Annotated in this window: 11 protein-coding genes; 5 read left to right on the plus strand and 6 right to left on the minus strand. The window is 65.1% G+C overall.

Translation table 11 applies throughout. The annotated features are described in order from the left end of the window. The first annotated feature begins 64 nt into the window (after positions 1 to 64). The 4 genes from KI241_RS10760 (at position 65) to KI241_RS10775 (ending at position 4,851) form a co-directional block, all read left to right on the plus strand. Entirely contained in the window at positions 65 to 1,003 is a 939-nt protein-coding gene (locus KI241_RS10760; protein WP_042731329.1) for a helix-turn-helix domain-containing protein, read from the plus strand. A 126-nt stretch (positions 1,004 to 1,129) separates the two neighbouring features. Continuing rightward, positions 1,130 to 1,822 carry a type 1 glutamine amidotransferase domain-containing protein gene (locus tag KI241_RS10765; protein WP_047735549.1) on the plus strand — a complete coding sequence of 231 codons (693 nt, stop codon included), beginning with the start codon at positions 1,130 to 1,132 and terminating at the stop codon, positions 1,820 to 1,822. 157 nt (positions 1,823 to 1,979) lie between these two features. Continuing rightward, positions 1,980 to 3,611 (plus strand): alpha,alpha-trehalase TreA, encoded by a 1,632-nt coding sequence (gene treA, locus KI241_RS10770; RefSeq protein ID WP_047735548.1) that lies wholly within the window; start codon positions 1,980 to 1,982, stop codon positions 3,609 to 3,611. A gap of 92 nt (positions 3,612 to 3,703) precedes the next feature. Further along, positions 3,704 to 4,851, plus strand: a protein-coding gene (locus KI241_RS10775; RefSeq protein WP_144419424.1) for an IS3 family transposase whose coding sequence is annotated in 2 segments (ribosomal slippage) — positions 3,704 to 3,959 and positions 3,959 to 4,851 — 1,149 coding nt in all. Because the reading frame shifts where the segments join, the coding sequence is not laid out codon by codon here. Positions 4,852 to 5,603: 752 nt separating this feature from the next. Here KI241_RS10775 and KI241_RS10780 read toward each other — a convergent pair. Together KI241_RS10780 and KI241_RS10785 are read right to left on the minus strand one after the other, a co-directional pair. Beyond that, positions 5,604 to 6,827, minus strand: coding sequence for a zinc-dependent alcohol dehydrogenase (locus KI241_RS10780; protein ID WP_212803667.1), 1,224 nt, complete (start codon positions 6,825 to 6,827; stop codon positions 5,604 to 5,606). A 251-nt stretch (positions 6,828 to 7,078) separates the two neighbouring features. Continuing rightward, on the minus strand, positions 7,079 to 8,794 hold the full coding sequence (locus KI241_RS10785) for an ABC transporter ATP-binding protein/permease (RefSeq protein ID WP_212803668.1): 1,716 nt from the start codon (positions 8,792 to 8,794) through the stop codon (positions 7,079 to 7,081). Between the two features lie 199 nt (positions 8,795 to 8,993). Between KI241_RS10785 and fhuF the strand changes: the two genes are divergently transcribed. Next, positions 8,994 to 9,677, plus strand: a complete 684-nt coding sequence (gene fhuF, locus KI241_RS10790) for a siderophore-iron reductase FhuF (protein WP_123578022.1) — start codon at positions 8,994 to 8,996, stop codon at positions 9,675 to 9,677. A gap of 54 nt (positions 9,678 to 9,731) precedes the next feature. On the opposite strand, the gene KI241_RS10795 is transcribed toward fhuF, so the two are convergent. From KI241_RS10795 to KI241_RS10805, 4 genes are read right to left on the minus strand one after another with little or no spacing between them, the layout of a single operon-like run. Further along, a complete protein-coding gene (locus KI241_RS10795; protein WP_047735542.1) occupies positions 9,732 to 11,375 on the minus strand; it encodes a cyclic peptide export ABC transporter in 1,644 nt (547 codons plus the stop codon). A gap of 1 nt (position 11,376) precedes the next feature. Further along, on the minus strand, positions 11,377 to 11,607 hold the full coding sequence (locus tag KI241_RS27775) for a hypothetical protein (protein WP_244868270.1): 231 nt from the start codon (positions 11,605 to 11,607) through the stop codon (positions 11,377 to 11,379). Then, positions 11,577 to 15,206 (minus strand): amino acid adenylation domain-containing protein, encoded by a 3,630-nt coding sequence (locus KI241_RS10800; protein ID WP_244868271.1) that lies wholly within the window; start codon positions 15,204 to 15,206, stop codon positions 11,577 to 11,579. Before KI241_RS10800 ends, KI241_RS27775 begins: the two co-directional genes overlap by 31 nt. Then, entirely contained in the window at positions 15,203 to 25,411 is a 10,209-nt protein-coding gene (locus KI241_RS10805; RefSeq protein ID WP_212803669.1) for a non-ribosomal peptide synthetase, read from the minus strand. The genes KI241_RS10800 and KI241_RS10805 overlap by 4 nt, the downstream gene beginning before the upstream one ends. Between the last annotated feature and the right edge of the window lie 57 nt (positions 25,412 to 25,468).

Here is a 25,468-nt window from a genome sequence, read left to right on the forward strand (position 1 = left end):
AGGGAGGACCGGGCAGCCCATGAAGGGCTGGGAATTACAACGGGGCCACCGAGGAACGATGATCATGCTTGCCGAAGTCCGTACCTTCAATGATCCCCAGCAACACGCCGGCTCCATACGGGGCTGGCAACAAGTCTATGATCAACTCGGTCGTGGCAGCCTGAGCAGCGAATTGCGGCAGGTGTATGCCGACCGTTTTCAGATTTTCCAGGAAGTGCTGGACAAGCGCGTGGTGCAGCGCGGCAGCGCGCCAAAAGGCCGCTTATGTATCGCCATGTCGCTGGGCAGCGCACCAGTGGTCCAGGGGCATCGGGTGGACGCCCGCAGCGTGGTGCTGCTGCGCGACAGCGAGGACTTCGTCCTGCATGCCCCGGAAGGCACGCACTTTTTCGCGGTCAACGTCGACACGGTGCGTTTCGCCAAGCTGGCGGCCTGCGAGTTGTCGAACGAACAGCTCAGGCGCCTGAAAAGCGAATCGCAGATCAGCGTGGATGAAGCGGTACTGCTCAGGGTGCAGCAGCGGATCCATCCGCTGTTCCGACACCTCCTGGAGCAGACGGACGCCATCCATCCGGCTGCGGAGAAGATGCTCGAAGACGTGCTGCTCGATGCGTTCCTCGACCTGTTCAGCAATGCCTCGGATGAAGTGCGTGGCCGCCGCGGCAATTGCACCGTCAGCGCCTACCTGGTCAAACGCTGCCAGGAACTGGTCGCCGCCAGCGGTGACACGCCGTTGAGCATTCTCGATTTGTGCGGGCAACTGCGGGTGAGCCGCAAGACCCTGCAGAACAGTTTCCAGGCCGTGACCGGGATGCGTCCGGTCGAGTACCTGCGCAATCTGAGGCTCAACGCCGTGCGGCGACGCCTGATCAGCACTTGTGCGACCACACTGAACGTTGGTGATATCGCCGTCGCCATGGGCTTCTTTCACCTGAGCCACTTCGCCGCGCATTATCGGGCGTTGTTCGGCGAATCACCCTCGGATACCCCACGGGCCGGCTGACCTTGCCAAGCATTCTTCAGGTGCAGCGTCCTCTTGATGTCCATGGAACGTCTGGCCCGGCACAACCTCTGAACCTTAAGCAAGGCGACACGCGCCTTGCCTTTGATCTTCGGAGGAGCGGTTAAGATGAACATTCTAATGGTCCTTACATCTCACGATCAGTTGGGCGATACCGGCAAGAAAACCGGCTTCTGGCTGGAGGAGTTCGCCGCGCCCTACTATGTGTTCGTCGACGCCGGGATGGACGTCACGCTGGCTTCTCCCCAGGGCGGGCAGCCGCCGCTGGACCCCAAGAGCAATGAAGAGGACGCCCAGACCGACGCCACCCGCCGGTTCCGCACGGACACCGAGGCCCAGGCTGCCCTGGCCAGCACGGTGCTGCTGGGCGAAGTAGATCCCTATGACTTCGACGCCGTGTTCTATCCCGGCGGCCATGGCCCGCTCTGGGACCTCGCCGAGGACCGGGACTCGAAGATCCTCATCGAGGCGATGTACGCCGCGAACAAACCCGTCGCCGCCGTTTGCCATGCCCCCGGCGTGTTCAAGAACGTCGTTGCCCCCGATGGCCAGCCGCTGGTCAAGGGTAAGAAAGTCACTGGCTTCACCAATTCCGAGGAAGACGCGGTGGGCCTGACCCAGGTGGTGCCGTTCCTGGTGGAAGACATGCTCAAGGCCAAGGGCGGCGAGTACTCCAAGGCGGCGGACTGGGCGGTCTATGTGGTCGAGGACGGACACCTGATCACCGGCCAGAACCCGGCGTCTTCCGAGGCCGTCGCCGAGGCACTGCTCAAGCGGTTGGAGCAGGAACAGACGGCCTAGCGCGGCCGAGGCCGAACGGCTGGGCAACCGCCTGAGCGCCGGTGGCTGCATGCACAGGCGGCTTGGCGCCGTGGTCCGGGCCAGGGTCTTTTAATGAACCCGGGCCCGTCCATCAGGTCACTCCTGTGTCAGGAACGACACTACGATGGAGCTGCCTATGCGACCTATGGATTTCACCAGCCTGTCTTTCGCCGCACTGTTGTGCGCCGCTTGTTCGAGTCAACCGCCTGCCACATGGAGCTATGAAGACGCCAAGGAACGTACCCCTCTTGCACCTGACCACGCGTACCCGGAGCTGTTTGAAGCGGTGCAGCGCCAGGGGATCTTCACCGACCAGAAACACTTCGTCGATGCGCTGCCCAAGCGCGATCCCGCGAAGATCCGCGCCGATTATCTTGCCCTTCATGAGCGCGACGGTTTCGACCTGAAGGGCTTCGTCCAAGACAACTTCATCGAATCCGGCGAAGCGCAAAGCCCACCGCCCAAGCCTGGCGCGCCGATCGAGGCGCACATCGATTCGCTCTGGCCGGTATTGAGCCGCACCTACCGCGAGGTGCCACAGTACAGCAGCCTGTTGCCGCTGCCGCAGCCCTACGTGGTGCCGGGCGGACGCTTTCGCGAGATGTACTACTGGGACTCGTATTTCACCATGCTGGGCCTCGAACACAGCGGCGACAAGGATCAGGTCCGGCAGATGACCGACAACTTCGCCTACATGATCGACACCTACGGTCATATCCCCAATGGCAATCGCACGTACTACCTGAGCCGGTCGCAGCCGCCGTTCTTCGCCTACATGGTGGAGCTGCAGGCTCGCATCGAAGGCGACCAGGCCTACGCTCGCTACCTTCCCCAACTGCAACGTGAGTACGCCTACTGGATGGACGGTGCGCAGACGCTCAAGCCCGGCGCGGCCGCCCGGCATGTCGTCAAGCTGGCCGACGGCAGCGTGCTCAATCGCTATTGGGACGCCAGCGCGACGCCCCGCCAGGAGTCCTGGCTGCAAGACATCAAGACCGCCGCCCAGGCGCCGGACCGGACGCGCCAGGAGGTCTGGCGCGACTTGCGCGCCGGCGCCGAAAGCGGCTGGGATTTCAGTTCGCGCTGGCTGGGTGACGGCAAGCGCCTGGAGACGATACGCACCACCGCCATCGTGCCGGTGGACTTGAACAGCCTCATGTATCACCTGGAACGCACCATCGCCAAGGGCTGCGAGACCCTCCGCGACGTGTCGTGCGTCCAGGCTTACGGCCAGCGCGCCGACCGGCGTCAGCAGGCCATCGAACGGCACTTGTGGAAGGCCGATGGCGGTTACTACGTCGATTACGATTGGCAGCTCGACCGACAGCGTCCGGACCTGACGGCTGCGGCGCTGTTCCCGCTGTACACCGGGCTGGCGTCCAACGAGCACGCCAGGCGCACGGCCGAGGCAGTGCGCGGCGGCCTGCTGCGTGCTGGCGGGCTTGCCACGACCCAGGTCAGCAATGGCCAGCAATGGGACGAACCCAATGGCTGGGCGCCGTTGCAGTGGGTGGCGGTGGAAGGGCTGGACCGCTACCAGCAAGGCGACCTCGCGGCACAGATTGGCCAGCGCTTTCTCCAGCAGGTCCAAAACCTTTACCGCAAGGAGGACAAACTCGTGGAGAAATACAACGTGTCTGGCCAGGGGCAGGGCGGTGGCGGCGGTGAATACGCGTTGCAGGACGGCTTCGGCTGGACCAACGGCGTGACACTCAAGTTGCTGGAAAAATATGGAGCGAACGCCTCCAAAGCCCGCACAGGTGAATGACAGATACCCTCCCTATGGCGGACACACCTTGAGCTGGTCTAATAGCCCCGGACACCTCAATGGGTGAAACTACACTCATTGAGGAATATTCCATGACTAAGAAGTACAGAAAATTCGACGCCGAGTTCAAGCTGAAGGTCTGCAAGATGGTTGTTGATCAAGGTCTGAGCGTGAACTCGGTTTGTACCGATTTAGGCCTGAGCGATACCGCCGTACGCCGCTGGGTTCAGCAGTATCAAACCGAGCAGTCGGGCGGTACGGGGATTGGCAAACCATTGACCAGCGACCAGCAGCGTATTCGCCAGCTTGAACAGCAAGTCCGCGAACTGAAGACGGATAATGACATATTAAAAAAAGCTACGGCCTTCTTTGCCCGCGAGTTGAAGTGATCCACCAGTTGGTTCACCAAGTCCAATGCAAGGCCTACCCGGTGGCGCGTATCTGCCGGGTGTTGCGGATCAGTCGTTCGGGGTTTTACGAAGCTCGTCAGCGGCGTTTGAAGCCAAAACCTGTGTGCTCGGTTTCCGCTCAGCTCAAGGCTGCCTTCGTGTCCAATGAACACTGTTATGGCAGCCGTCGTTTGGTGAAAGCGCTGCGTGACACTGGCGTCTCCGTTGGACGGAACAAGGTCCGCCGCCTGATGAAACAACAGGATTTGCGTCCGATTTGGAAGCGCAAGTTCGTTCATACCACTGACAGCAATCACAATTTTCCGGTGGCTGAGAACCTGCTCAATCGCCAGTTCAATCCCGAGCGCATCAACCAGTCGTGGGTCGCTGACATCACCTACATCCGTACCCGCAGCGGCTGGCTGTACCTGGCGGCCGTCATGGACCTGTACTCACGCAAAATCGTGGGCTGGGCCATGGCACCCCACATGCGAGCAGAGTTGGTATGCAGTGCGATGCAACTGGCCATCGCGCAGAGACAACCTGAACCGGGCTTGATCGCTCATTCGGATCGAGGCAGCCAGTATGCCGGTACGGATTACCAGAACTTGCTGACGCGACATGGAATGCGTTGCAGCATGAGTCGCAAGGGCAACTGCTGGGACAATGCGGTCATGGAGCGCTTCTTCTTGAATCTGAAGATGGAGCGTGTTTGGCGCAAGGATTACGCCAACCATGGCGAAGCGATCAAAGACATCACGGACTACATCGTGCGGTTCTATAACGGAAGGCGAATCCATTCATCTTTGGGCTATTTGCCGCCCAATCAGTATGAGCGGCAAGCAGCCTGAAAAACACCGATTGAGGTGTCCGGAAAAAATTGACCACCTCACCTCTCCAGTCCGCCAAACAACCCTGTGGGAGCGGGCTTGCCCGCGAATGCGGTGGGTCAGTTTGCCCCGATGCTGGATGGACCATCGTCTTCGCGAGCAAGCTCGCTCCCACAAGTGGATCTGTGGTGGACACACCTCTCCAGTCCGCCAAACAACCCTGTGGGAGCGGGCTTGCCCGCGAATGCGGTGGGTCAGTTTGCCCCGATGCTGGATGGACCATCGTCTTCGCGAGCGAGCCCGCTCCCACAAGTGGATCTGTGGTGGTCACACCTCTCCAGTCCGCCAAACAACCCTGTGGGAGCGGGCTTGCCCGCGAATGCGGTGGGTCAGTTTGCCCCGATGCTGGATGGACCATCGTCTTCGCGAGCGAGCCCGCTCCCACAAGTGGATCTGTGGTGGACACACCTCTCCAGTCCGCCAAACAACCCTGTGGGAGCGGGCTTGCCCGCGAATGCGGTGGGTCAGTTTGCCCCGATGCTGGATGGACCATCGTCTTCGCGAGCAAGCTCGCTCCCACAAGGGATCTGTGGTGGACACACCTCTTCAGTCCGCCAAACAACCCTGTGGGAGCGGGCTTGCCCGCGAATGCGGTGGGTCAGTTTGCCCCGATGCTGGATGGACCATCGTCTTCGCGAGCAAGCTCGCTCCCACAAGGGATCTGTGGTGGGCACACATTTCCAGTCCACCCCATAACACTGTGGGAGGCGGCTTTAGGTCCCCAGCGCCAGGGCCGGGCCGTCGCCCTCTGGCACTGCGATGGCTGAGTCGCCGGGGGTCAGGATGACCTTTCGGCAATCTTCCTGTTTTTTGTCAAAGATCTTGTAGCCCTCGGCCGCCTGCTCCAGGGCCATTCGATGGCTGATGATGACCTCGGGTGCCAGGCGGCCGGTCTCGATGTGTTCGAGCAATTCGGGAAGGTAACGCTGCACGTGGGTCTGGCCCATTTTGAAGGTCAGCCCTTTGTCGAACGCGTCGCCAAACAGAAAACCGTGGATGAACCCGGAATACACCCCTGGCACACTCACGACCCCACCACGGCGTACGGCGGCAATGCACTGGCGCAAGGCCTTGCCACTGCTGCCTTCGAGCTTCAATGTGGCGAGCACGGTTTCGGTGGTGCTGCCCTTGGCTTCGAAGCCGACCGCATCCACTACACCGTCGACCCCGCGCATGCCTTGGGTCTGGCGAATGATCGTGTCGGCGGGGTCGTCGTCTTCATCGAAGTTGATTGGAATCACACCGTAGGTGCGTTGTGCGTAGGCCAGTCGATAGGGGTGATGATCGACCATGAAAATCCGCTCGGCCTCCAACATTCTCGCGCACGCCGCACTCAACAGACCGACCGGCCCGGCACCGTAGATCGCGATGCTCGAACCGTTGCCGATGCCCGTGTTGGTGACGGCTTGAAACGCGGTGGGCAAGATGTCCGAGAGGAACAGCACTTTCTCGTCCGCGAGGGTGCCCGGCACCTTGAACGGGCCGGTGTTGGCCTTTGGCACTCGCACATACTCGGCCTGGCCACCGGGGACGCCGCCGTACAGGTGGCTGAAGCCGAACAGTGCCGCTCCCGGTGGAATGGACTTCTTGTTCAGGATCGCGCCGCGGCCGGTGTTGGTGGTTTCACAGGCGGCAAACAAATCCATCTGGCAGAAAAAGCAGCTGCCGCAGGCGATCACGAATGGGATCACCACGCGGTCGCCGGGTTGTACGGCGGTCACCGCAGAACCCGTTTCTTCGACGATCCCCATGAACTCGTGGCCGAAGATATCGCCATGCTCGACCGTGGGGATCTTGCCGCGATACAGGTGCAGGTCCGAGCCACAGATGGCTGTTGCCGTTACACGCAGGATGATGTCGTCGCTGTCCACCAGAACCGGGTCCGGGACCGTGTCGACCTTGACGCTGTGCGCGCCGTGATAAGTAAGTGCTCTCATGACGTCCTGCCTTTTTAATCGGGTGATGGTAAAGGGCAGAGACGCAAGGTCGGATGGAAGTTCAGAGAGATCTCGTGGGCGCAGGACTGGCGGTTGTTCTGGGCTGGGGGACCTTGTGGTGGGTTGGAGAGGGCTTGCCGGCCTCTTCGCGAGCAAGCCCGCTCCCACAAAGAGATCTATGGCGAAAACACCTCTCCAGTCCGCCAAACAACCCTGTGGGAGCGGGCTTGCCCGCGAAGACGGTAGCGGGGTCAGCCCAGGGGTATGGCTGCTTGCCGGGCTTTGCGCTGGACCCACTGGGCCTCGTCCTTGAGTTCGAGGACTTGCCAGTGAATCTGTTCCAGCGAGGTGTTGTGCCCGACGCTGATCAGGATCGATTCCGGCAGGGCCTGCTTGAGCAGTTGGTAGCAGCGCTGTTCGTTGGCCGCATCCAGGGCCGAGCTGCTTTCGTCGAGGAACAGCACCGTGGGCCGGGCCAGCAGGGCGCGGACGAAGGCGCAGCGTTGCTGTTCGCCGATGCTGAGGGTCTGGGCCCAGTCCCGTTCCTGGTCCAACTGATCGCCCAGGTGCTGCAGGCCGATGTGCTCCATGGCCTGGCGCAGCGCCGCGTCTTCCTCGCGCCTTGGCGGGTTGGGGTACCACAGGGCTTCGCGCAGGCTGCCCAGCGGCAGGTAGGGTTTTTGCGACAGCGTCAGTGCCCGTTCACGGTCATAGTGGCTGCTGCCCGTGGCGTGGGGCCAGAGCCCGGTGATGGTGCGGATCAGCGTCGATTTGCCGTAGCCCGACGGCGCACTGATCATGAGGCTGTCACCGGGCTTGAGAGACAGGTTGAAGCCCTTGAACAATTGCCGGCCGTTCGGCAGCCAGACGTCCAGGTCCTTGATGTCGAGGCCGCTGGCCTGCTGTTCGAGGCGCACCGCAGACTTGACCTCGACGTTGTCCAGGCGCTCCTGAAACCCGTTCAAACGATCGATCACCGATTTCCATTCCGACAGCTCCGGAAACACGCTGACCAGATAGGCGATGGCCGCGTGCACTTCGCCGAAGGCCGCGCTGATCTGGGTCAGGCGGCCGAGGGGAAAGGCACCGGCGAAGAATTGCGGCGCCATGATGAACATGGGAATGACCGTGGCGCTGCGCAGGTAGAACGTCGAGTAGCCCATGATCAGCTTTTGCTTCTTGACCAGCGCCCAGAAGTTTTCCAGCGCCGCCTCCAGGCGTCGGTTGAAGCGTTCGTTCTCCACCGCCTCACCGCGGTATTGGGCCACCGAGTCGGCGTTTTCCCGCAGGCGAATCAGCGAGAAACGAAAGTCCGCCTCGCGCCGCTGTTGCATGAAGTTGAGGCCGGGCAGGGCGCGCCCCAGCCAGAACGCCAGGCCTGTGCCCAGCAGCGCGTACACCAGGGCAATCCACACCAGCAGGCCGGGGATGACCACCGACTGGTCGTTGAACGGCACGCTCACCAGGCTGGAGGCCTGCCAGAGAATGTTCAGGAACGAAAACAGCGACACCACCGACGTCAGCAAGCCCAGGCTCAACTTCAGCGACTTGACGATGAACAGGTCGATGTCCTCGGCGATCCGCTGGTCAGGGTTATCGACCTCGGTCTCGGTCAGCTTCAGCTTCTGGTAGCGCTGGCTGCCCAGCCATTGGTCGAGCATGTGGCGGGTGGCCCAGCGCCGCCAGCGTATGGTCAGCTTCTGCTGGAAGTGGAACGCGCCCACGGTAAAGGCGGCCGTGCCGACCTGCAGCAGGATGAATTGCAGGCTGCCAACGAGAAAACCGTGGTAGTCCAGGGCTTGCAAGGCGTTGTAGAAATGCAGGTTCCAGAAATTGTTGAGGATGTTGACGCCCACCAGGCACAGGGTCATCAGCACGGTACCCAGCAGCAGCAACAGGGCCGGGTACTTTTCCTCGGATACCCAGAAAGGCCGTGCGAGGCGCCAGAAATTGCGAAGTGTGTGCATGAGGTCTTTGGTAAGCCTGGTCGCTGACGACGTTGAGTTTACAGGGGCGGGAGGATAGGATCAGCCAATGCTAATCGTTTGCATTAATTAGGGAAAGTCACGGGAGCCCGTTATCGAATTTCCAGAATGGCTGAACCAGGCCTGGCCGCCGATAAAGCGCGTGATCCGACAGGGGCCTGGCGATCAGCCTTGCATCGCGTTGAACCAACTGGCCAACCCCGAGGTGCTGCAGCCTTTGCTGGCCCGCTTCGCGCTGCGCTACCCCGGCGTGAACCGCGCGGCCGTGGTCTCGCAATGGTCGATGAACTACATGAGCATCGTCCTGCCGGCCACCCTGGCCTGTGTGTTGACCCGTCACTGCGCCATCGACTTCTGGGGCGAGCAAGCACAGTTGCTGCACGATGATGGCCAACCGTCGGCGCTGGGCCTGCCGAGCCGCCTGCCGGCCCTGGGCGCGCAAGAGCGCGCGGCCTACTGGTCGCGGTTGGTCCATGAGCACCTGGCGCCGTTGTTCATCCCCCTGGCGGCTGCCGGTGGCCTGGCACCGAAAATACTCTGGGGCAACATGGTTGCCATCTGGGACGGGGCCTTCGCGAGAATGGACCCCGACCTCTCCCGGGACGGGTTCGCCGAGGCGCACCGTTGGCTGGAGCAAGCCACGGTCAACGACGGGCGCCTGAAGTTGCGGGGCCTGCAACGCATGGTCGAGTCGCCCGCGCCGCAGATTTGCCCAACCTTGCCCTTGCGCCGGCATTGCTGCCTGCACTATCAGTTGCACGAGCCCGTCGAAGGCCAGCCACCGGTGCTCTGCGAGTCCTGCCCGAAACTGCATCGCCTGCCCCTGGCGGAGCAGGTGAGCTATCTGCATTACATCTATGAATAGGCGTGAGCCCCGGTAACGGGGCTCGCCAGATTATCCACGGGTCTGTCGACGACCTCAGGACAACACCGCCGAGGCCTTCGCCGCAGCCTGGGGCGCCACTTCGCTGAGCGTGCCGTGCTCGATGCGGATCAGCCGGTCGGCCAGGCCGAAGTAGGCGTCGTCGTGGGAAATGACGATCAGCAATTTGCCCCGCTCGCGCAGGTCCGGCAGGATCCGGGTGTAGAAGAAATGCTTGAACACCGGGTCCTGGTCGGCCGCCCATTCGTCGAACAGGTAGCACGGGCGATCGTCCAGGTAGGCACTGAGCAGCGCCAGGCGCTTGCGTTGCCCGGTGGACAGGGCCAGGGTCGTCAGCTTGCCTTCCTCGATTTGCACCTTGTGATCAAGCTGCAGCTGGATCAGGTAGTCCTGCGCCTGCTTCACCAGGTGCGGATCGTCGCCGTCGAACAGGTTCTCGAACAGGCAGAAGTCGGTGAAGATCGCCGAGAAGTGCTGGCGGTAATGGTGGTTGTCGTGGCTGGAGGAGACTTGCTCGTCGAGTACGATGTCGCCGTTTTCCGGCCGGTAGAGGCCCGTCAGTAACAACGCCAGGGTGGTCTTGCCGCTGCCGTTGCCACCGGTGATGAACACCACTTCGCCGGCATTGAGCGTAAGGTCGATGGGGCCCAGCGTGAAATGGCCGTCCTCGCGCTCGCGGTAGTAGGTATGGCTGACCTGCCGGCACACCAGGCTGCGCACCTGGGTCGGGGTGATCGTCTCGATGGCCTCGTCGGCGGCCTGCATCTCGCCTTCCAGGGCGCGAATCTTGTTCAGCGCGACACTGGCCCGGCCCAGGGTCGGCAGGGCGTGCATCAGCTCCGACAGCGGCGTGATCATGTAGAGGATCGCCAGGATGTAGCCGGTGACCAGGCTGACCTGCAGCTCGATAAAGTGCGGCGCGGCGAACAGCACCACGCCGATCAGCAGGTAGAACACCGCATTGCCCCAGTTCATCACCAGCGCATAGATGCTCATGCCCCGCACGAAATCCCGGCGATATTGCTGGCTCACCGGAATCAGCAACCGGGTGAAGAAGTGTTGCCGGCGCGGGTGGTTGAGTTGCAGTTCCTTGCTGCCGTCGGTGAGCAGGCGGTACTGGTCGAACAACTGGTCCTTGAGCTCACGGGCCCGTGAGATCGAGGTCAGTGCCCGGCGTTGCGGCCAGTTGAAGCTGAGGCTGCCCAGGGCGATCAGCAACAGCGTCAGGCCGAGCAACGGCAGGCTCAGCCAGCCCAGGTAGGCCAGGCAGGCGGCGATGATCCCGGCGTTGACCAGCAGGATCGGCACCAGCTCCACCGCCTGGCTGATGGTTTGCGTATCGTCGGTCAGCATCGCCAGCAGGCGGTGCTTGCCCAGGCGCTGCAACTGCGCGTACGGCGTGTCGATCAGCTTGGCGCTCAGGTGCAGGCGCATGTCATTGACCGCCGCCTGGCCCAGGCGCAGCAGGCTGACGTCGGAGATCACCCGCGACACCGCCACCAGCGCCACCAGGGCGCCGAAGTACACGCCATCCATCGGCCGCAGTTGGTCGAACACCGTCAGGCTGTGGTTGATGTTGGCGATCAGGCCAGCCGCCGCAAGGCCGCAGATCAGGCCCGTCAAGGTCGCCACCAGCAGGGCGCGCCATGAACGTTTGGCCATGAGTAACAACAGATCCATTTCAAACCGCTCCGTGTGTCGCAAGGGCCTCGAGACGCGCCGCCAGTTGCTGCTGGAAGGCGGGCTGTTCGAGGACAGTGAGGTGCTGTGCCGGGATGACGTCGCGGGTCAGCGAACCGCTGCTCAGGCGTTCCCAGTGTGGATCGGCAAAGTCAGCCTGGGCCAGGGTGTCGCTGGCCCACCAGACATGCACCGGGCAGCTCAGCCGGGCCGGCTTGAAGCTGGCCAGCAAGTGCTGGGTATGCTGCTGGTAGCGCAGCCGCGTCTGCAAATGTTCCCAGCTGTCGCCATCGAGTTGCAAGCCTTGCTGGCGCGCCCACTGCACCAGTTCCGGCAGTCTCGCCGCCGGGGCAGGGCATCCAGTTGCGCGGTCAACGCGCTCATCAGCGGCGCCGGCAATTGGCGCATCAGCGCCTGGCTGTCGGGGGTCAAGGCCTCGACCGCCGATTCCAGCAGCGCTTGGACGCTGTCCTCCGGCGCCTGGTGCTGGTATTGCGAGTCGATGATGCCCAGAAAGGCGACCTGTTCGCCCAGGCTTTCCAGGCGCGCCGCCGCGGCGATCGCCAGCAGTCCACCGAGGGAGAAGCCCAGCAGGTGATAAGGCCCGTGGGGTTGCTGTTGGCGCAGGTGTTCGACGTAGAGCGCGGCGAGGCTCTCGATGTCGCCTCCCAGCGCCGTGCTGTCCTCGGCCAGGTAGGCCGCCTGCAAGCCCCAGAGGTTCCAGGCCTGCAACGGCGTCAACAGCGCGCGGTAGTCCTGCACATGGCCGGTGGACGGGTGGAAGCAGAACAGGTTGGCCGCTTCGACGCCGGGCGGCGACAGCCTGACCAGCGGCGACAGTTTCAACTCGGCCTGCACCAGCGCCGCGAACGCCGAGACGCTGGGCGCGTTGAACACGGCGTTGACGGTCACTGGCGCCGACAGGGCGGTCTGCAAGCGGCTGGCCAGCGTTACCGCCGCCAGGGAATGGCCGCCCAGCTCGAAGAAGTCATCGTCGATGCCCACCCGCTCCAGGCCCAGGACCTGTGCCCAGACCTCGGCGAGCAGGGCCTCCAGCGGTGTGCGCGGCAAGGCACTGCCGACCGTGTCGAGCACTTTGTCGGCCCATTGCTGCAAAGTCTTGCGGTCGAGCTTGCCGTTGCCCATCAGCGGCAACGCTTCGACGATCCGCAGGGTCGGCAGCATGTAGTCCGGCAGGCAATCCTGGGCCTGGCCGTGCAAGCGCGCGACGCTGGTCGAATGCCCGGGTGCCAGGGTCATGAAGGCGAACAATTGCTGGCCGAGTTCGCCACGGGGAATGCACTCCACCGCCGCTTGGGCCACACCGGGCAGGCCGGCCAGTTGGGCCTGTATCTCGTCGAGTTCCACGCGAAAGCCGCGGATCTTCACCTGGCGGTCCGCACGCCCGGCGATCTCCAGGCTGCCGTCGTGGAGGTAGCGCGCCACGTCGCCGGTGCGATACAGGCGCTCGCCGGGCCCTTGCGCCGGCTCGATGAACCGTCCGGCGTCCTGTTGTGCGTCCAGGTAACCCCGCGCCAATTGCGGGCCGGCGATGTACAGCTCGGCACTCTGGCCGGGGGCGACGGGCGCCAGTTGCTCGTCCAGCAGGTGCAGGCGCATGCCGTCGAGACGGTCGCCGAGGGGCAGGCGGCGATAGTCCACGGCCGGTTCGAGCTGGTGCATCACCACCCCGACCGTGGTTTCGGTGGGGCCGTAATGGTTGAAGATCGTCAGGGCCGGCGCGTGTTCGCGAACGCTGCGCAGCAAGCGGGGCGAGCAGTTTTCACCGCCGAGGATCAGTTGCTTGCGCGGCAGCACGGCGGCGCTTTGGGCGTGAATCAGCCAGGCGTCGAGCAACGACGGTACGACCTTCAAGTGATCGACCGGATGCTGCGCCTGCCACGTGGCCCAGGCCTGGGCATCCATGGCGGTTTCCTTGTCCAGCAGGTGCAGTTCACCGCCGCTGAGCAGCGCCGGGAACAGCAAGGTGTAGCCCAGGTCGGCGGCCAGCGAGGTGACCACCGCGCTGCGCTCGCCGGCCGCCAGTGACAGGCGCCGGGAGACACTGGCGACGTAGCTGGCAAGCTGGCGGTGCTCGACGATCACGCCTTTGGGCGTGCCGGTGCTGCCGGAAGTGAACAGCACGTAGGCGGCGTCTGCGGGTTGGACCTCGTGCTCCGGTGCGTGGCTCGGACCTTGCTGCCAGAGCGTTTCCTCGCGCAAATCGAGGCTGGCGACGGCGGGCAGGGCGGGTGCCGGGCCCGCCGCGCCGCTGAGGATGAACGTCGGTCGCGCCTGTTGCAGGATGGCCAGGGAGCGTTGGGCGGGTTGATGCACGTCCAGCGGCACGAACGCGGCACCGCTTTTCAGCACGGCGAGCATCGCCAGCACCATCGGCGCCGAGCGATCCAGGTACAGCGCCACGCGGTCTTCGCGACCGATACCCTGGGCCCGCAGGTAATGCGCCAGCTGGTTGCTGCGTGCGTCCAGCTCGGCGTAGTCCAGATGCCCATGGTGGTCGCGCAGGGCCACGTGAAGAGGGTATTGGCTGGCGCAGGCGCTGAAGCGCGCCGGTACGCTGGCCAACACCGCTGCGCTGTCGAGTGGGCCCTGTAGCGCCGCCAGCGTTGCGGCGAAGCTCGGGGCCTGCAACGACAGCGCCGACAGCGGCGTGGCAGGGTTGGCGAGGGCATCGAGCAGCAGCGACTGCAGCTGTTCCAGCAGCATCGCGGCGGCCTGTTCGCTGTAGCGGTTCGGCAGGTGAGACAGGCTCAGGCGATAACCACTGCCCGTCGTTTCAGCCACCAACAGCAGCTCCATGCCTGCCGGGATGGCGTGGGCGTCCAGTACCGTGAGCGTCGAGGCGCTGCTGCCCAGGACGTCGAGCCGCTCGGGCAGTTGCGCGCCCCACTGGAAGCCGTAGTGCGACGCTTCGGATGCCTGGGCGGTGCTGACGCCGCAGTATTCCTGCCATTCGGTGGCTTGCTCGCAGAGGTTTTGCAGGTGTGCCAGGGCCTGGGCGAACGAGCTCTCGGGGGCCGGTTGCCAGCGCAGGGGCAGGGGCTTGGCGAACAGGCCCCAGCAGTCGGCGAGTTCTTCGTAGTCGTCGCGGCAATCATGGACCCAGTTCAAGGTCAGGGCCGGGCTGTCGCCGCTGCTCAAGCGTTGCAGCAACACGGCCCAGGCGGTCATCAGCACCTGCTCGGCAGATGCATCGTGGCGCTGGCAAAAGCTGTCCAGGGCCGCGTTCAACAGCGGGCTGGCGAGCAGGCGAGTGGTCACCGGGGTGGCGGCGCGGTCGCTGCGCACCTGGCGGTAGAACAGCTCGCCGGTGGCCGCTGGGTCCACCGCCTGGGTGGCCCAGAAACGCCGGCCATGCTCGGCGTCTTCGTCGGCCTGCAATTCGTAGAGCCAGGCGCTGTATTGGGTGTAGGTCATGGCTTCGTCGTCGACCGTCGGCGCCTGCGCGCAAGCCAAGGCCTGGGCCAGGCGCAGCAAGGTCCCGCGGTCCGCGCCCAGGGCTGGCAGTTGCAGGCTGAGCCGATGCCGATCGGCCCCCACCGATTGCACCTCGACACGGATGGCGTCGTGTGCGGTGACGGCCGACTCCACCACCTGCAACGGCAGCAACAGGCCCGGCTCGGGCCGTACCCGCAGGCGTAGCGCTTCGTGGCAGGCGCTCAGCGCGGCGAGCCGTTGCTGCACGCGCTCCAGGGCCAGCGCGCCGCTGATCTCCAGCTCCAGGCGCGCCGACGGCAAACCGCCCAGCCACTGGCTGCGTTGCTGCGGCGAGAGGGCGAAGGCTTCTTCACGCTTTTCGTAGGCGCTCATGCCTGCACCTCCGCCGCCGGCTGCGGCGGCACGGCGGGCAAAGCCCCCTTCAATTGGTCACGACGCATCATCTGGCCCATGGCGACACAGATCTTGCGCTCGCCTTCGAACGGGTCGCGGGCGTGGGCCACCAGCATGTTGTCGAGCATCACCATGTCACCTTTTTGCCAGGCGAACCGCACGGCGCAGTCTTCGTACGCCGCACCGATCACGTCCATCACCGCGTCTTCGATCACGCTGCCGTCGCCGTAATAGACGTTGCGCGGCAGGTGTTGCGGGCCGAACAGATTGATCAGGTTGCTGCGCACTTCAGGCTCCAGGCAGGCGGTGTGGTGCAATTGCACCTGGTTGAAGAACGACAGCTCGCCGGTCTCGGGGTGCTCGACAATGGCCGGGCAGTGCTGGGCGATGCGCAGGTTATCGGCCCCCAGCCATTCCCAGCGCATGCCCGATGCCTGGCATTGGCGCTCGACTTCCTCGCGCTGTTGGGTCTTGAAGAAGTCCTGCCAGCGCACGTCCAGCTTGTCGGTGAAGTGGCGCACGTAGAGCAGACCCTGGCTCTTCAAGCGGGCAACGATGTCGTCCGGCAGGCGCGCCAGCACCTGGCGGCAATCGACGATCGGCGTGCAACCGCCCACCGGCGACGGTGTTTCACAATAGAACCACTGCTTGCGCGGCCACTGCGGCAGGTGCGAGCTCTCGTTGTGGAAGAGAATCATGTGTTGTTCCGGGTACGGCGTGGAGTGGTAGATGTTCTTGCCGGAGGTGTTCTTCGGCAGGTCACCGTAGGTCCCGTAGAGGTCCGGTTCAATGGCCTGGGCGAACTGTTCGAAGGCGGCGGCGTCCGGCAGGTTGAAGCCGCGGAACAGCAGCCCGCCGTGGGTGCGCAATTGCTCGTTGATCCATGCCCGGGCTTGCAGCGCCCAGTGCGCCGGGTCGAGGTCGCCCAGCAGCGGTTCGATGACCAGCGGCAGGGGCTGCCCGGCGATCAGCGTGCGGGTGCGCACCTGTTCGTGGGCCAACTGGCTGACGGCGGTGGCCCGGGTCTGCTTGAGCTTGCTCAGCTTGGACAGCTTGCGCGCGCTGCGTGCCGTCGCGTCGTCGGCCGGTGCTTCAGGCTGGGTCGGCGCGCTGCTGTCCTGAGGGTGCGCCAAGCGCCAGGACCAATCGTCCAGTGCTTGCCCGGAAGCCGAGGCGATCCGCTCCACCAGGCTTTCGAAGCCCTGTTCGAGGCGCTTGACGGTCGCTTCCTGCAGCACGCCGGTGCGGTACACCCAACGCACATTCAGGCCTTGGGCTTCGTCTTCCTCGACAAACACGGCGAGGTCGAACTTGCTGCTTTCCTGGCGCGGCGCCAGGTGCTCCACCGCAAGATCGGCCAGGCTGGCATTGCCGGTGGGTGTGTTCTGCATGACGAACAGCACCTGGACCAGCGGATTCACCCCTGGCGTACGGGGCGGTTGCAGTTCCTCGACCAGTTTGTCGAACGGCACCTGCTGGTGCTGGAAGGCCGATAGGCAGTCTTCACGCAGGCGTTGCAGGCGCTCGTCGAACCCTTCGCCTTCGCTCAGGCGTGCGCGGATGGGCAGCACGTTGACGAAAAAGCCGATGAGGTGTTCCAGCGCCGGGTGTTCGCGGTTGGCCAGGTCGGTGCCGACGATGAAGTCGTTGGCCCCGGTGGCGCGCTGCATCAGGCTGTTGAAGGCGTTGAGCAGGACCATGAACAGCGTCGCTCGCTGCTGTTGCGCATAGGCCTTGAGCACCTGCGCCTGGGCCGGGCTGAACCGTTGCTCCAGGGCCGCGCCCTGGTAGTCGGGACGCGCCGGGCGCGGGTAGTCGAGCGGCAGCGGGATCAGCGTCGGTGCAGCGTCCAGTTGGCGGCGCCAGTAGTCGATGGCCCGTGCCAGTTGGCGTTGCTGCGCTTCGCTGCGTTGCCAGTAGGCGTAGTCGGCGTACTGGACCGGCAACACCGGCAAGTCCGGGGTCGAACCGCGAGTGTAGGCCTGGTAGCCGGTGATCAGCTCCTGCACCAGGATGCCCATGGACCAGGCGTCGGTGGCGATGTGGTGCAGCACCAGTTGCAGCACGTGATCGTCCGCGCCCAGGCGCAGCAACCGGGCGCGCAGCATCGGCGCCTGTTGCAGGTCGAATGGGGTGCCGGCCTGCTCGTCGATCAGGCGTTGCAGGGTGTGCGCTTGCTGCTCGCCGTCGAGCGGGGCCAGCTCGGTCGGCGTCAGGTCGACCACCGGGGCCGGGCTGAACACTTGGCAAGGCTGGTCGCCGTTGAGCTGGAAGGCGGTGCGCAGTGATTCATGGCGCTCCAGCACGGTTTGCAACGCCGCTTGCAGCGCCGGGATGTCCAGCGCGCCGCGCAGCCGCACTACGGTGCTCATGTTGTAGGCGGCGCTCGGGCCTTCGAAGCGATCGAGGAACCACAAGCGTTGCTGGCTGAACGACAACGGCAACGGCTGGTGCCGTGGCGCCAGGGCGATGTCGCTGTCGCCCGCGGACTCGACCGGGACCTCGCGCTGGCGGTCCACCGCGGCGGCCAACTGCTCTAGGGTGCCGCGCTCGAACAGCGTGCGCAGCGGCAGGTTCACGTTCAGGCGTCGACGAATCCGCGACAGCACCTGGGTTGCTAACAGCGAGTGACCGCCGATGGCGAAGAAGTCGTCGTGCACACCGACCGTGTCCAGACCGAGAATCTCCTGCCACAGTTGCGCCAGGACCTGTTCGGTTTCGGTGCGCGGGGCCACGCACAATGCTTCGGCAGTCTCGGCCTGGGGCACACCGCGGGCGGCGAGGGCGCGGCGGTCGACCTTGCCGTTGGCGTTCAGCGGCAATTGCTCCAGCGCCAGCCAGCGCGCCGGCACCATGTAGCTCGCCAGTTGCGCGCCCAGGTAAGCGGCCAGCACCTGTGGCGCGGGCTCGTCGCCCAGGTCGGCGGTGCTGTCCAGCACGTACCAGGCGACCAGTTGCAGGGTTCCCCGGGCGTCGGGCAATGCCAGGACGGCCGCGCTGTCCACCGCCGGGTGTTGCATCAGGCGGTTTTCGATTTCACCGAGTTCGATCCGATGGCCGCGGATCTTCACTTGCTGATCGCGGCGGCCGAGGTATTCGAGCACGCCATCGGCGCGCAGCCGGCCGATGTCACCGCTGCGGTACAGCCGCGCATCCGCCTGGAACGGGTGCGGGACGAAGGCTTCGCGGGTGCGCTGTGGGTCGCGCAGGTAACCGCGCCCCACGCCGACGCCACCGATGCACAATTCACCGGGAACACCGATGGGCACCATGCGCAGTGCTGAATCGAGCACGAACACCTGGTTGTTGGCGGTGGGTTTGCCGATAGGCATGTGCAGGCAGTCGTCGGCCGGGGCTTGGGTGATTGGGTGGAAGGCCACATCGTCCGAGCATTCCGCCGGGCCGTAGGCGTTCATCAGGGCGATGGTCGGGAAGCGTGCGAACCAGTCCCGCGCCAGGGCCGGTGGCAAGGCTTCACCGGTGGGCAGCAACCAGCGCAGGCTTGCCAGGGTATGGTGCGCCTGGCTTTCCTGGAGCATGCCGCGGATCAGCGCCGGCACGGTTTCCAGAAGCGTCAGCCCGTGCGCTTGGACGGCGTCGAGCAGGGCCACCGGGTCATGGGCCTGGGTGTCGGGAAGAATCTGCACGGTGGCGCCGAACAGCGGTGCGGCGAGGAACTGCCACACGCAGATATCGAACGCCGCCGACGCGGTCTGGGCAATCCGGTCGTGCTCGCCCAGGCCCAGGCTCGGGACCTTGCCGAACATGTTGTTGAGCATCCCGCGTTGCTCGACCATGACCCCTTTCGGCGTGCCGGTGGAGCCCGAGGTGAAGATCACGTAGGCCAGTTGGTCGGGGTCGTGGGCATAGGTGACCGCCGGTGCCTCGCTGCCTTGCCAGAGCGCCTGGGCGACCAGGCAGGTGGGTTGCCGACGCAGTTGTGGCAGGACGTTGTCCAGGGTCGCGCTGGCGCTGTCGCACACCAGCAGCAGCGGGGCTTCGCCGAGGTCCAGCAGCTCCGCCAGGCGGGCCGGCGGCTGCTGGATGTCGAGGGCCTGGAACGCGGCGCCGGCCTTGAGCGTGGCGATCATCATCGTCAGCAGGGCCAGGCCACGCTCGGCAAACAGCGCCACCAGGGTTTCCGGGCCGGCGCCAGCCTGTTGCAGCGCGTAGGCGATGGCGTTGGTGCGACGGTCCAGTTCGGCGTAGGTCAGCGATTGGTCCTGGCAGACCGCGGCGATGTGCTGCGGGCGGCGACGGACCTGTTCGGCGAACAGCGAGGCGTAGCCACGCTCCAGCGGGAAGTCGACGGTGCTTGGGTTGCACTCGACCTGCAAGTGACGGCGCTCCGCTTCGGGGAGCATCTGCAAGCTGCCCAGCGGTGCCTGTGGCTGGTCGAGCATGCTGGACAGCAATTGCACCAGATGGCCGAGCATGCGCTGCACGGTGTCGGTGGTGAAGCGCTGGCTGTCATAGGACAGGCGAATGCCCAGGCGATCGCCGGGGTAGAGCACCACGGTCATCGGGAAGTTGGTGTGCACCCGGTCTTCATAGATGTCGATGCTGAAGGCACCCAGTTGCACGCTGCTGATGTCCAGCGGGGCGTTCTCGAACACCACCAGGCTGTCGAACAGTTGCTGGCCGCGGGGTACTTCGCTGCAACGCTGGATGTCCACCAGCGACGCGCTTTCGTGCTCGCGCAATTGCGCGTTCTGCGACAGCAGCGCTTGCAGCCAGTCGGCGACCGGCGCTTGCGGGTCGACGTCCACCCGCAGCGGCAGGCTGTTGATGAACAGCCCGACCATTTCCTCGACGCCGGCAAGGTCGGTGGGACGACCGGCCACGGTGACGCCAAACAGCACGTCGCGGTTGCCGCTGTAGCGCGACAGCAACAGCGCCCAGGCGCCCTGGATCCAGGTGTTCGGCGTCAGTTGGTATTGCTGGCACAGCTGCTGCAAACGCTGGGTCTGGGCGATGCTCAGGGTCTGGTCGAAGTCACCCACCTGTTCCGGCGCCTGTTCGGGGCGCGCCACGGGGCTGTCCACGTGCAGTGGCGTCGGTTCGCTGAAACCGGCCATCTGCGCCTGCCAGAAAGCGTGGGCGGCGGCCATGTCATGGCGCTCCAGCCAGCTCATGTAGCCACGGAACGAACGCAGACGCGGACGGGCTACCGGCTCTTCGCGCACGATGGCCTGGTAGATCGCCAGCAGGTCTTCCATCAGCAGGCCGAAGCACCAGGCGTCGGTGAGGATGTGGTGGAAGCTGCGCACCACGGCGAAGCGACGCTCATCCAGTTGGAATACCCGCAGGTGGGTCAGGGGCGCACACGCCATGTCGAAGCCTTGCAGACGCTGGGCTTCCAATGCTTGGTCCATCGCCAGGCGTTGCTGCTCGGCATCGAGATGGCGCAGGTCCTGCCAGTCGAACGCCGCCTGGGTCTGACGGTAGACGCATTGCAGCGGTTCGTGGTCGTCCTGCCACCAGAATGCGGTGCGCATCATCGGGTGGCGTTGCAGGAACAGTTGCCAAGCCGCTTCCATCGCCGGGCGTTGCAACACGCCGTCCCAGCTGTAGCGCTGTTGCATCAGGTAGATCCCGCTGTGGGGTTGCAGCAGGGTGTGCAGCAGCATGCCCTGTTGCATCGACGACAGCGGGTAGACGTCTTCGATGTTCAGCCAGTCCAGCGGTTCGGCCGCCAGGGTCGCCGCTTGCTTGTGGCACAGCGGGAAGGCCTGGCTGGCGGGGCGCAGGTCGGCGGCGTTGATCAGCCCGGCCAGTTCGCCCAAGCGTTGCACGAGCTGCGGCGCCCAGGTGGCGGCGAGGGCACCCTGGCAGCGCACGTGCAGGCAACCGTCCTGCCACCAGGCGTCCAGGGTCAGCGGGCAGTTCGTTGCAGGCAATGGGCTCGCAGCCTCGATCTGGGCCAGGATGCCGTGTGCTTCGCGGTGACTGTCGCGGTTGCCCTGCCAGCGAATGGCGACTGCTGTCGGCGGCAGGTCACGCAGGGGTTCTTGCAGGTACGCGTTGTCCGACAGGTAGCGCAGGGCACCGTAGTCGACGCCGTGCTGCGGGTAGGCCCGCCACTGCGCGGCCAGCGCCTGCACGCGTTGCAGCAGGTTGTCGCCTTCGGCCTGGAGGAAGTACGGCACCGCCAGGTCCAACGGGCCGAGGATGCGGGCCGGCTCAAGGTCGGCCACGGCAATCGGTGCATTGACGGGCAAGCGTTCGGCGGTGGGGCGCCCACCCTGTACGCTCAGCGCCAGCAGGCCGGCGCCGCCGTGCTCACGGCACTGTTCGGCCACGGCAGCGGCCAACAGGCTGTTCCAGTCCAGTTGCAGCACTTGGGCCACGCGCTTGAGGTCGCTGGAGAGGCTGGCCGGCAGCGCCTGTTCGACCAGGTCGGCCGATGCCTGGCTAGCAGGCAGTTGCAGGGTATCGGCACCGGCGTATTGCAGCCAGTGCTCCCAGGCCTCGTCCAGGGCATCCCCTTGGGCGTGGTCCTGCTGGTGCCGGGTCCACTGGGTGAAGTCGCCGCCACCATAGGACAGGCGCACCGGCCGTTGATAGCGCAGTTGCGCCAGCGCCAGGTTGAGGTCGCTCAGCAGCAGTGACCAAGAGGCTTCGTCGACGCTCAGTGGGTGAGCGGCCAACAGCAAGAATGGCTTGCCGGCCACGTCCAGCAGTCGGGCATGCAAGGTCTGGCCGGCGTCCAGCTCCAGGGCATCGACACCGGCCTGGGCCAGGCGCTGCAACTGCGCTGGCGTGCAGGCGGCCAGGGTTTCGCTGCCGATGACCGACGCCTTGGCCGCGCCCAGCACCCGTTGTTGCCATTGGCCTTCGGGCAGCGCCTTGAGCGCCAGACGCAAAGCCTGGTGGTGTTGCTGCAACGCACTGATCGCCTGGCCCAGCAATTCGCTGTCAAGGGCCTGGGCCAGCGCCACGCAGCGCCACGTGGCGTCCAGCGCACCCTGTTCCAGGCGGGCCCGCTGGCCGGCACCCAGGGGCAATTCATAGCCTTCGGCGAGGTTGTCCGTCATTCCCTGGCTGGCGTCGGCACCCAGTACCCGGGCGATGTCAGCGATGGTGCGGTTCTCGAACAGTTGGCGCGGGGTGAGTTTCAGCCCTTGTTGGTTGGCGCGGGCGATGATCTGCAGGTTGATGATCGAGTCGCCGCCAAGGGCGAAGAAGTTGTCGTGCACGCTGACCCGTTCCAGCTTTAGGACGTCCTGCCAGATCTCGGCCAGCAGCGCCTCGACGTCGTTGCGCGGGGCCACGTGGCTGGCGCTGTCTTCGGTAGGCTTTTGCGGGGTCGGCAGGCGTTGGACGTCGACCTTGCCGTTGCGGGTGAGGGGCAGTTCATCGAGGGTGATGAAGTGCGCCGGGACCATGTAGTCCGGCACGCGGGCACTGAGGTCGTTGCGCAGCTTGGTGGCGGACAGCGATTGGCTGGCGACCAGCCAGGCCACCAGGCGCAGGGTGCCGTCCAGTTCCACGGCACGCACCAGGGCCTGCTCGATCAGCGGCGACAGGCGCTTGATCTGTGCCTCGACTTCCCCCAGCTCCAGGCGGTTGCCGCGAATCTTCACCTGGCTGTCGACGCGGCCGAGGAACGCCAGTTGGCCGTCCACTTGCCAGCGCACGCGGTCACCGGTGCGATACCAGCGCTGCTGTTGCGCATCCAGGTGGAAACGTTCGGCGGTGAGGTCGTCGCGGTGCAGGTAACCCCGGGCCAGGGCGCCGCTGATCAGCAGCTCACCGCTGACGCCGGTGGCGGTCAGGCGACCGTCGCCATCGACCACTTGCAAGTGGCGGTTGGGCAGCGGTCGGCCGAGGGCAATGCTGCGCAGGCCTGGGGTCAGTTCGGTGGCAATCGCGCCGACCGTCGCTTCGCTCGGGCCGTAGTGGTTGAACACCCTCAGCCCCGGCGCCAGGTGATTCACCTGCTCCAGGAGCGCCGGGCTGAGGGCGTCACCGCCGAAGACCAGCAGCGAGCGCGGCAACAGCCGCGCATCGGGCAGCGCCTGCAACAGGCCGGCGAGGTGGCTTGGGGTGATCTTCAGCACATCCACCGGGTGCCGGTCGAAGAGCTCGGCCAGGGCCAGCGGGCTGAAACCGCTGTCCTCGTCCACCAACAACAGGCTGGCGCCGCTGCACAGGGCACCGAACAGCTGGGTGTGGCCGAGGTCGGCGGCAATGCTCGACAGCAAGCCGTAGGTGGCGGCCGACGGCGGGTTGAGCACGGCGTGCACCGCCGTGAGGTAGTCGACAATGGCGCGGTGCTCGACCACCACGCCTTTCGGCGTGCCGGTGGAACCCGAGGTGTAGATCACGTAGGCCGCATCGGTCGGGCTGTGGGCCACGGCCGGTGGCGTGTCGGGTTGACGGGCGAGGGTGTCGGCCTGTTCCGCCAGCCACAACGCCTGGGTATGTTCGGCCAGTTGCTTGAGCAAGGGCGACGGTGTGGCGCCAAGCAGCAGCGCCGCGCGGCTGTCCACCAGCACGTCGACCAGACGCCCGGCGGGTTGCTTGATATCCAAGGGCAGGTACGCCGCGCCGGCCTTGAGGGTGGCGAGCAGGGCGATCACGAAATCGGCGCTGCGCTCGAAGGCCAGTGCGACCACGCTGCCCTGGTCGATGCCTTGGGCGCGCAGGCAGTGGGCGAGGCGGTTGGCCTGCTGATCGAGTTCACGGTAGGTCAATGCGACCTGGTGATCGCGAACCGCCAGGTGCTCGGGGCAACGGGCAGCCTGCTGTTCGAAGCGCTGGTGCAGGCATTCGAGGGGCACGGGCAGTTGCGCGCCACGGCCTTGCGCCAACAATTGCTGGCGTTCTTCGGCGTCCAGCCATTCCAGGCGGTTGACCTGGCATTGGGCTTGGCTGGTCATCGCCAGCAGGATCGCGCGCAACTGCGTGGACAACACCGCGACTTCGGCGTCGCTGAAGCGGCTGCGGTCGTAGCTGATCAGGTAGTGCAGTTGGGTGTCCGGCATCACGATCAGCGACAACGGGAAGTGGTTGCGGCCCTGGGTGAGGGTGAGGCCGTCGACCTGCTGGTCGTTGGCCGGGGCGCTGAAGCTCAAGCCACCGGTGTCCTGGTTGAGGGCATCGGTCACCGGGAAGTTCTCGAACACCAGGATCGAGTCGAACAACGCCTGCTCGGCGGCAATGCGGGTCATCGCCTTGAGTTTGCCCAACGGCAGGTAGGCGTGGTGGCGCAGGTCGCTGTTGGCGTGCTGCAACTGTTGCAGCCAGTCCACCAGCGTCGGGCTCTCGGCCCACTGCACCCGCAGCGGCAGGGTGTTGATGAACAGCCCGACGGTGCTGTCCACTGCCGCCAGGTTCTCCGGCCGACCGGCGACCGTGACGCCGTACACCACGTCGTCGCGTCCGGCGTGCTGGCCCAGCAACAACGCCCAGGCGCCTTGGATCAAGGTGTTGATGGTCAGGTCATGGCGCCGGGCGAACTGGGTCAGTTGCTCGGTTTCACCTGCGTCCAGGCGGCTTTCCCGCTCGGCGAACGGCGCGCCCGACGGCGCGGCCTGGCGAGTGGCGAAGGACGGCAGCGGGGTCGGTTCGCTCAGGTCCTGCAACTGTTCGCGCCAGAACTGTTCGGTGACGGCCATGTCCTGTTCCGCCAGCCAGGCGATGTAGTCGCGGTAAGGGCGGGTGGCTGCCAGGTGGGCCGGGCGGCCGTGGGCCTGTTCGTAGTACAGCGCCAGCCATTCCTGGACCGCGATCCCGACGCTCCAGCCGTCCATGAGGATGTGATGGAAGGTCCAGATCAGGTGCCAGCGCTCGGGCGCCAGGCGCACCAGGCACACGCGCATCAGCGGCGACTCGTTCAGTTCCAGCGGTCGGGCCCGTTGCTCAAGGCCCAGTTGCTCCAGGGCCGCTTGCGTGTCGGCGCGGCCCTGCCAGTCCAGTTCGGTCAAGGGCAGGTCGACGTCCTGCTGCACCACCTGATAGGCATCGTCCAGCTCTTCCCACAGGAACGCACTGCGCAGCACCGCGTGGCGTTGCATCAGCGCCTGCCAGGCCCCGCGAAAGGCGCCCAGTTGCAGCGGGCCGTTCATTTCCAGGGTCAGTTGCTGGTAGTACACCCGCGAGTCCGGTTCAAAGACACTGTGAAACAGCAGGCCGTGCTGGGTCGGCGAAAGGGAGTAGATGTCTTCGATGTTGTTCATGCTTGCTTGGTCCATTTCAAAGGCTTGAAAACAGTGAGCGTCGGTCTGGCGCCTCGC

It is taken from the genome of Pseudomonas sp. Cab53, assembly GCF_018325965.1.
Taxonomy (GTDB): Bacteria; Pseudomonadota; Gammaproteobacteria; order Pseudomonadales; family Pseudomonadaceae; genus Aquipseudomonas; species Aquipseudomonas chlororaphis_E.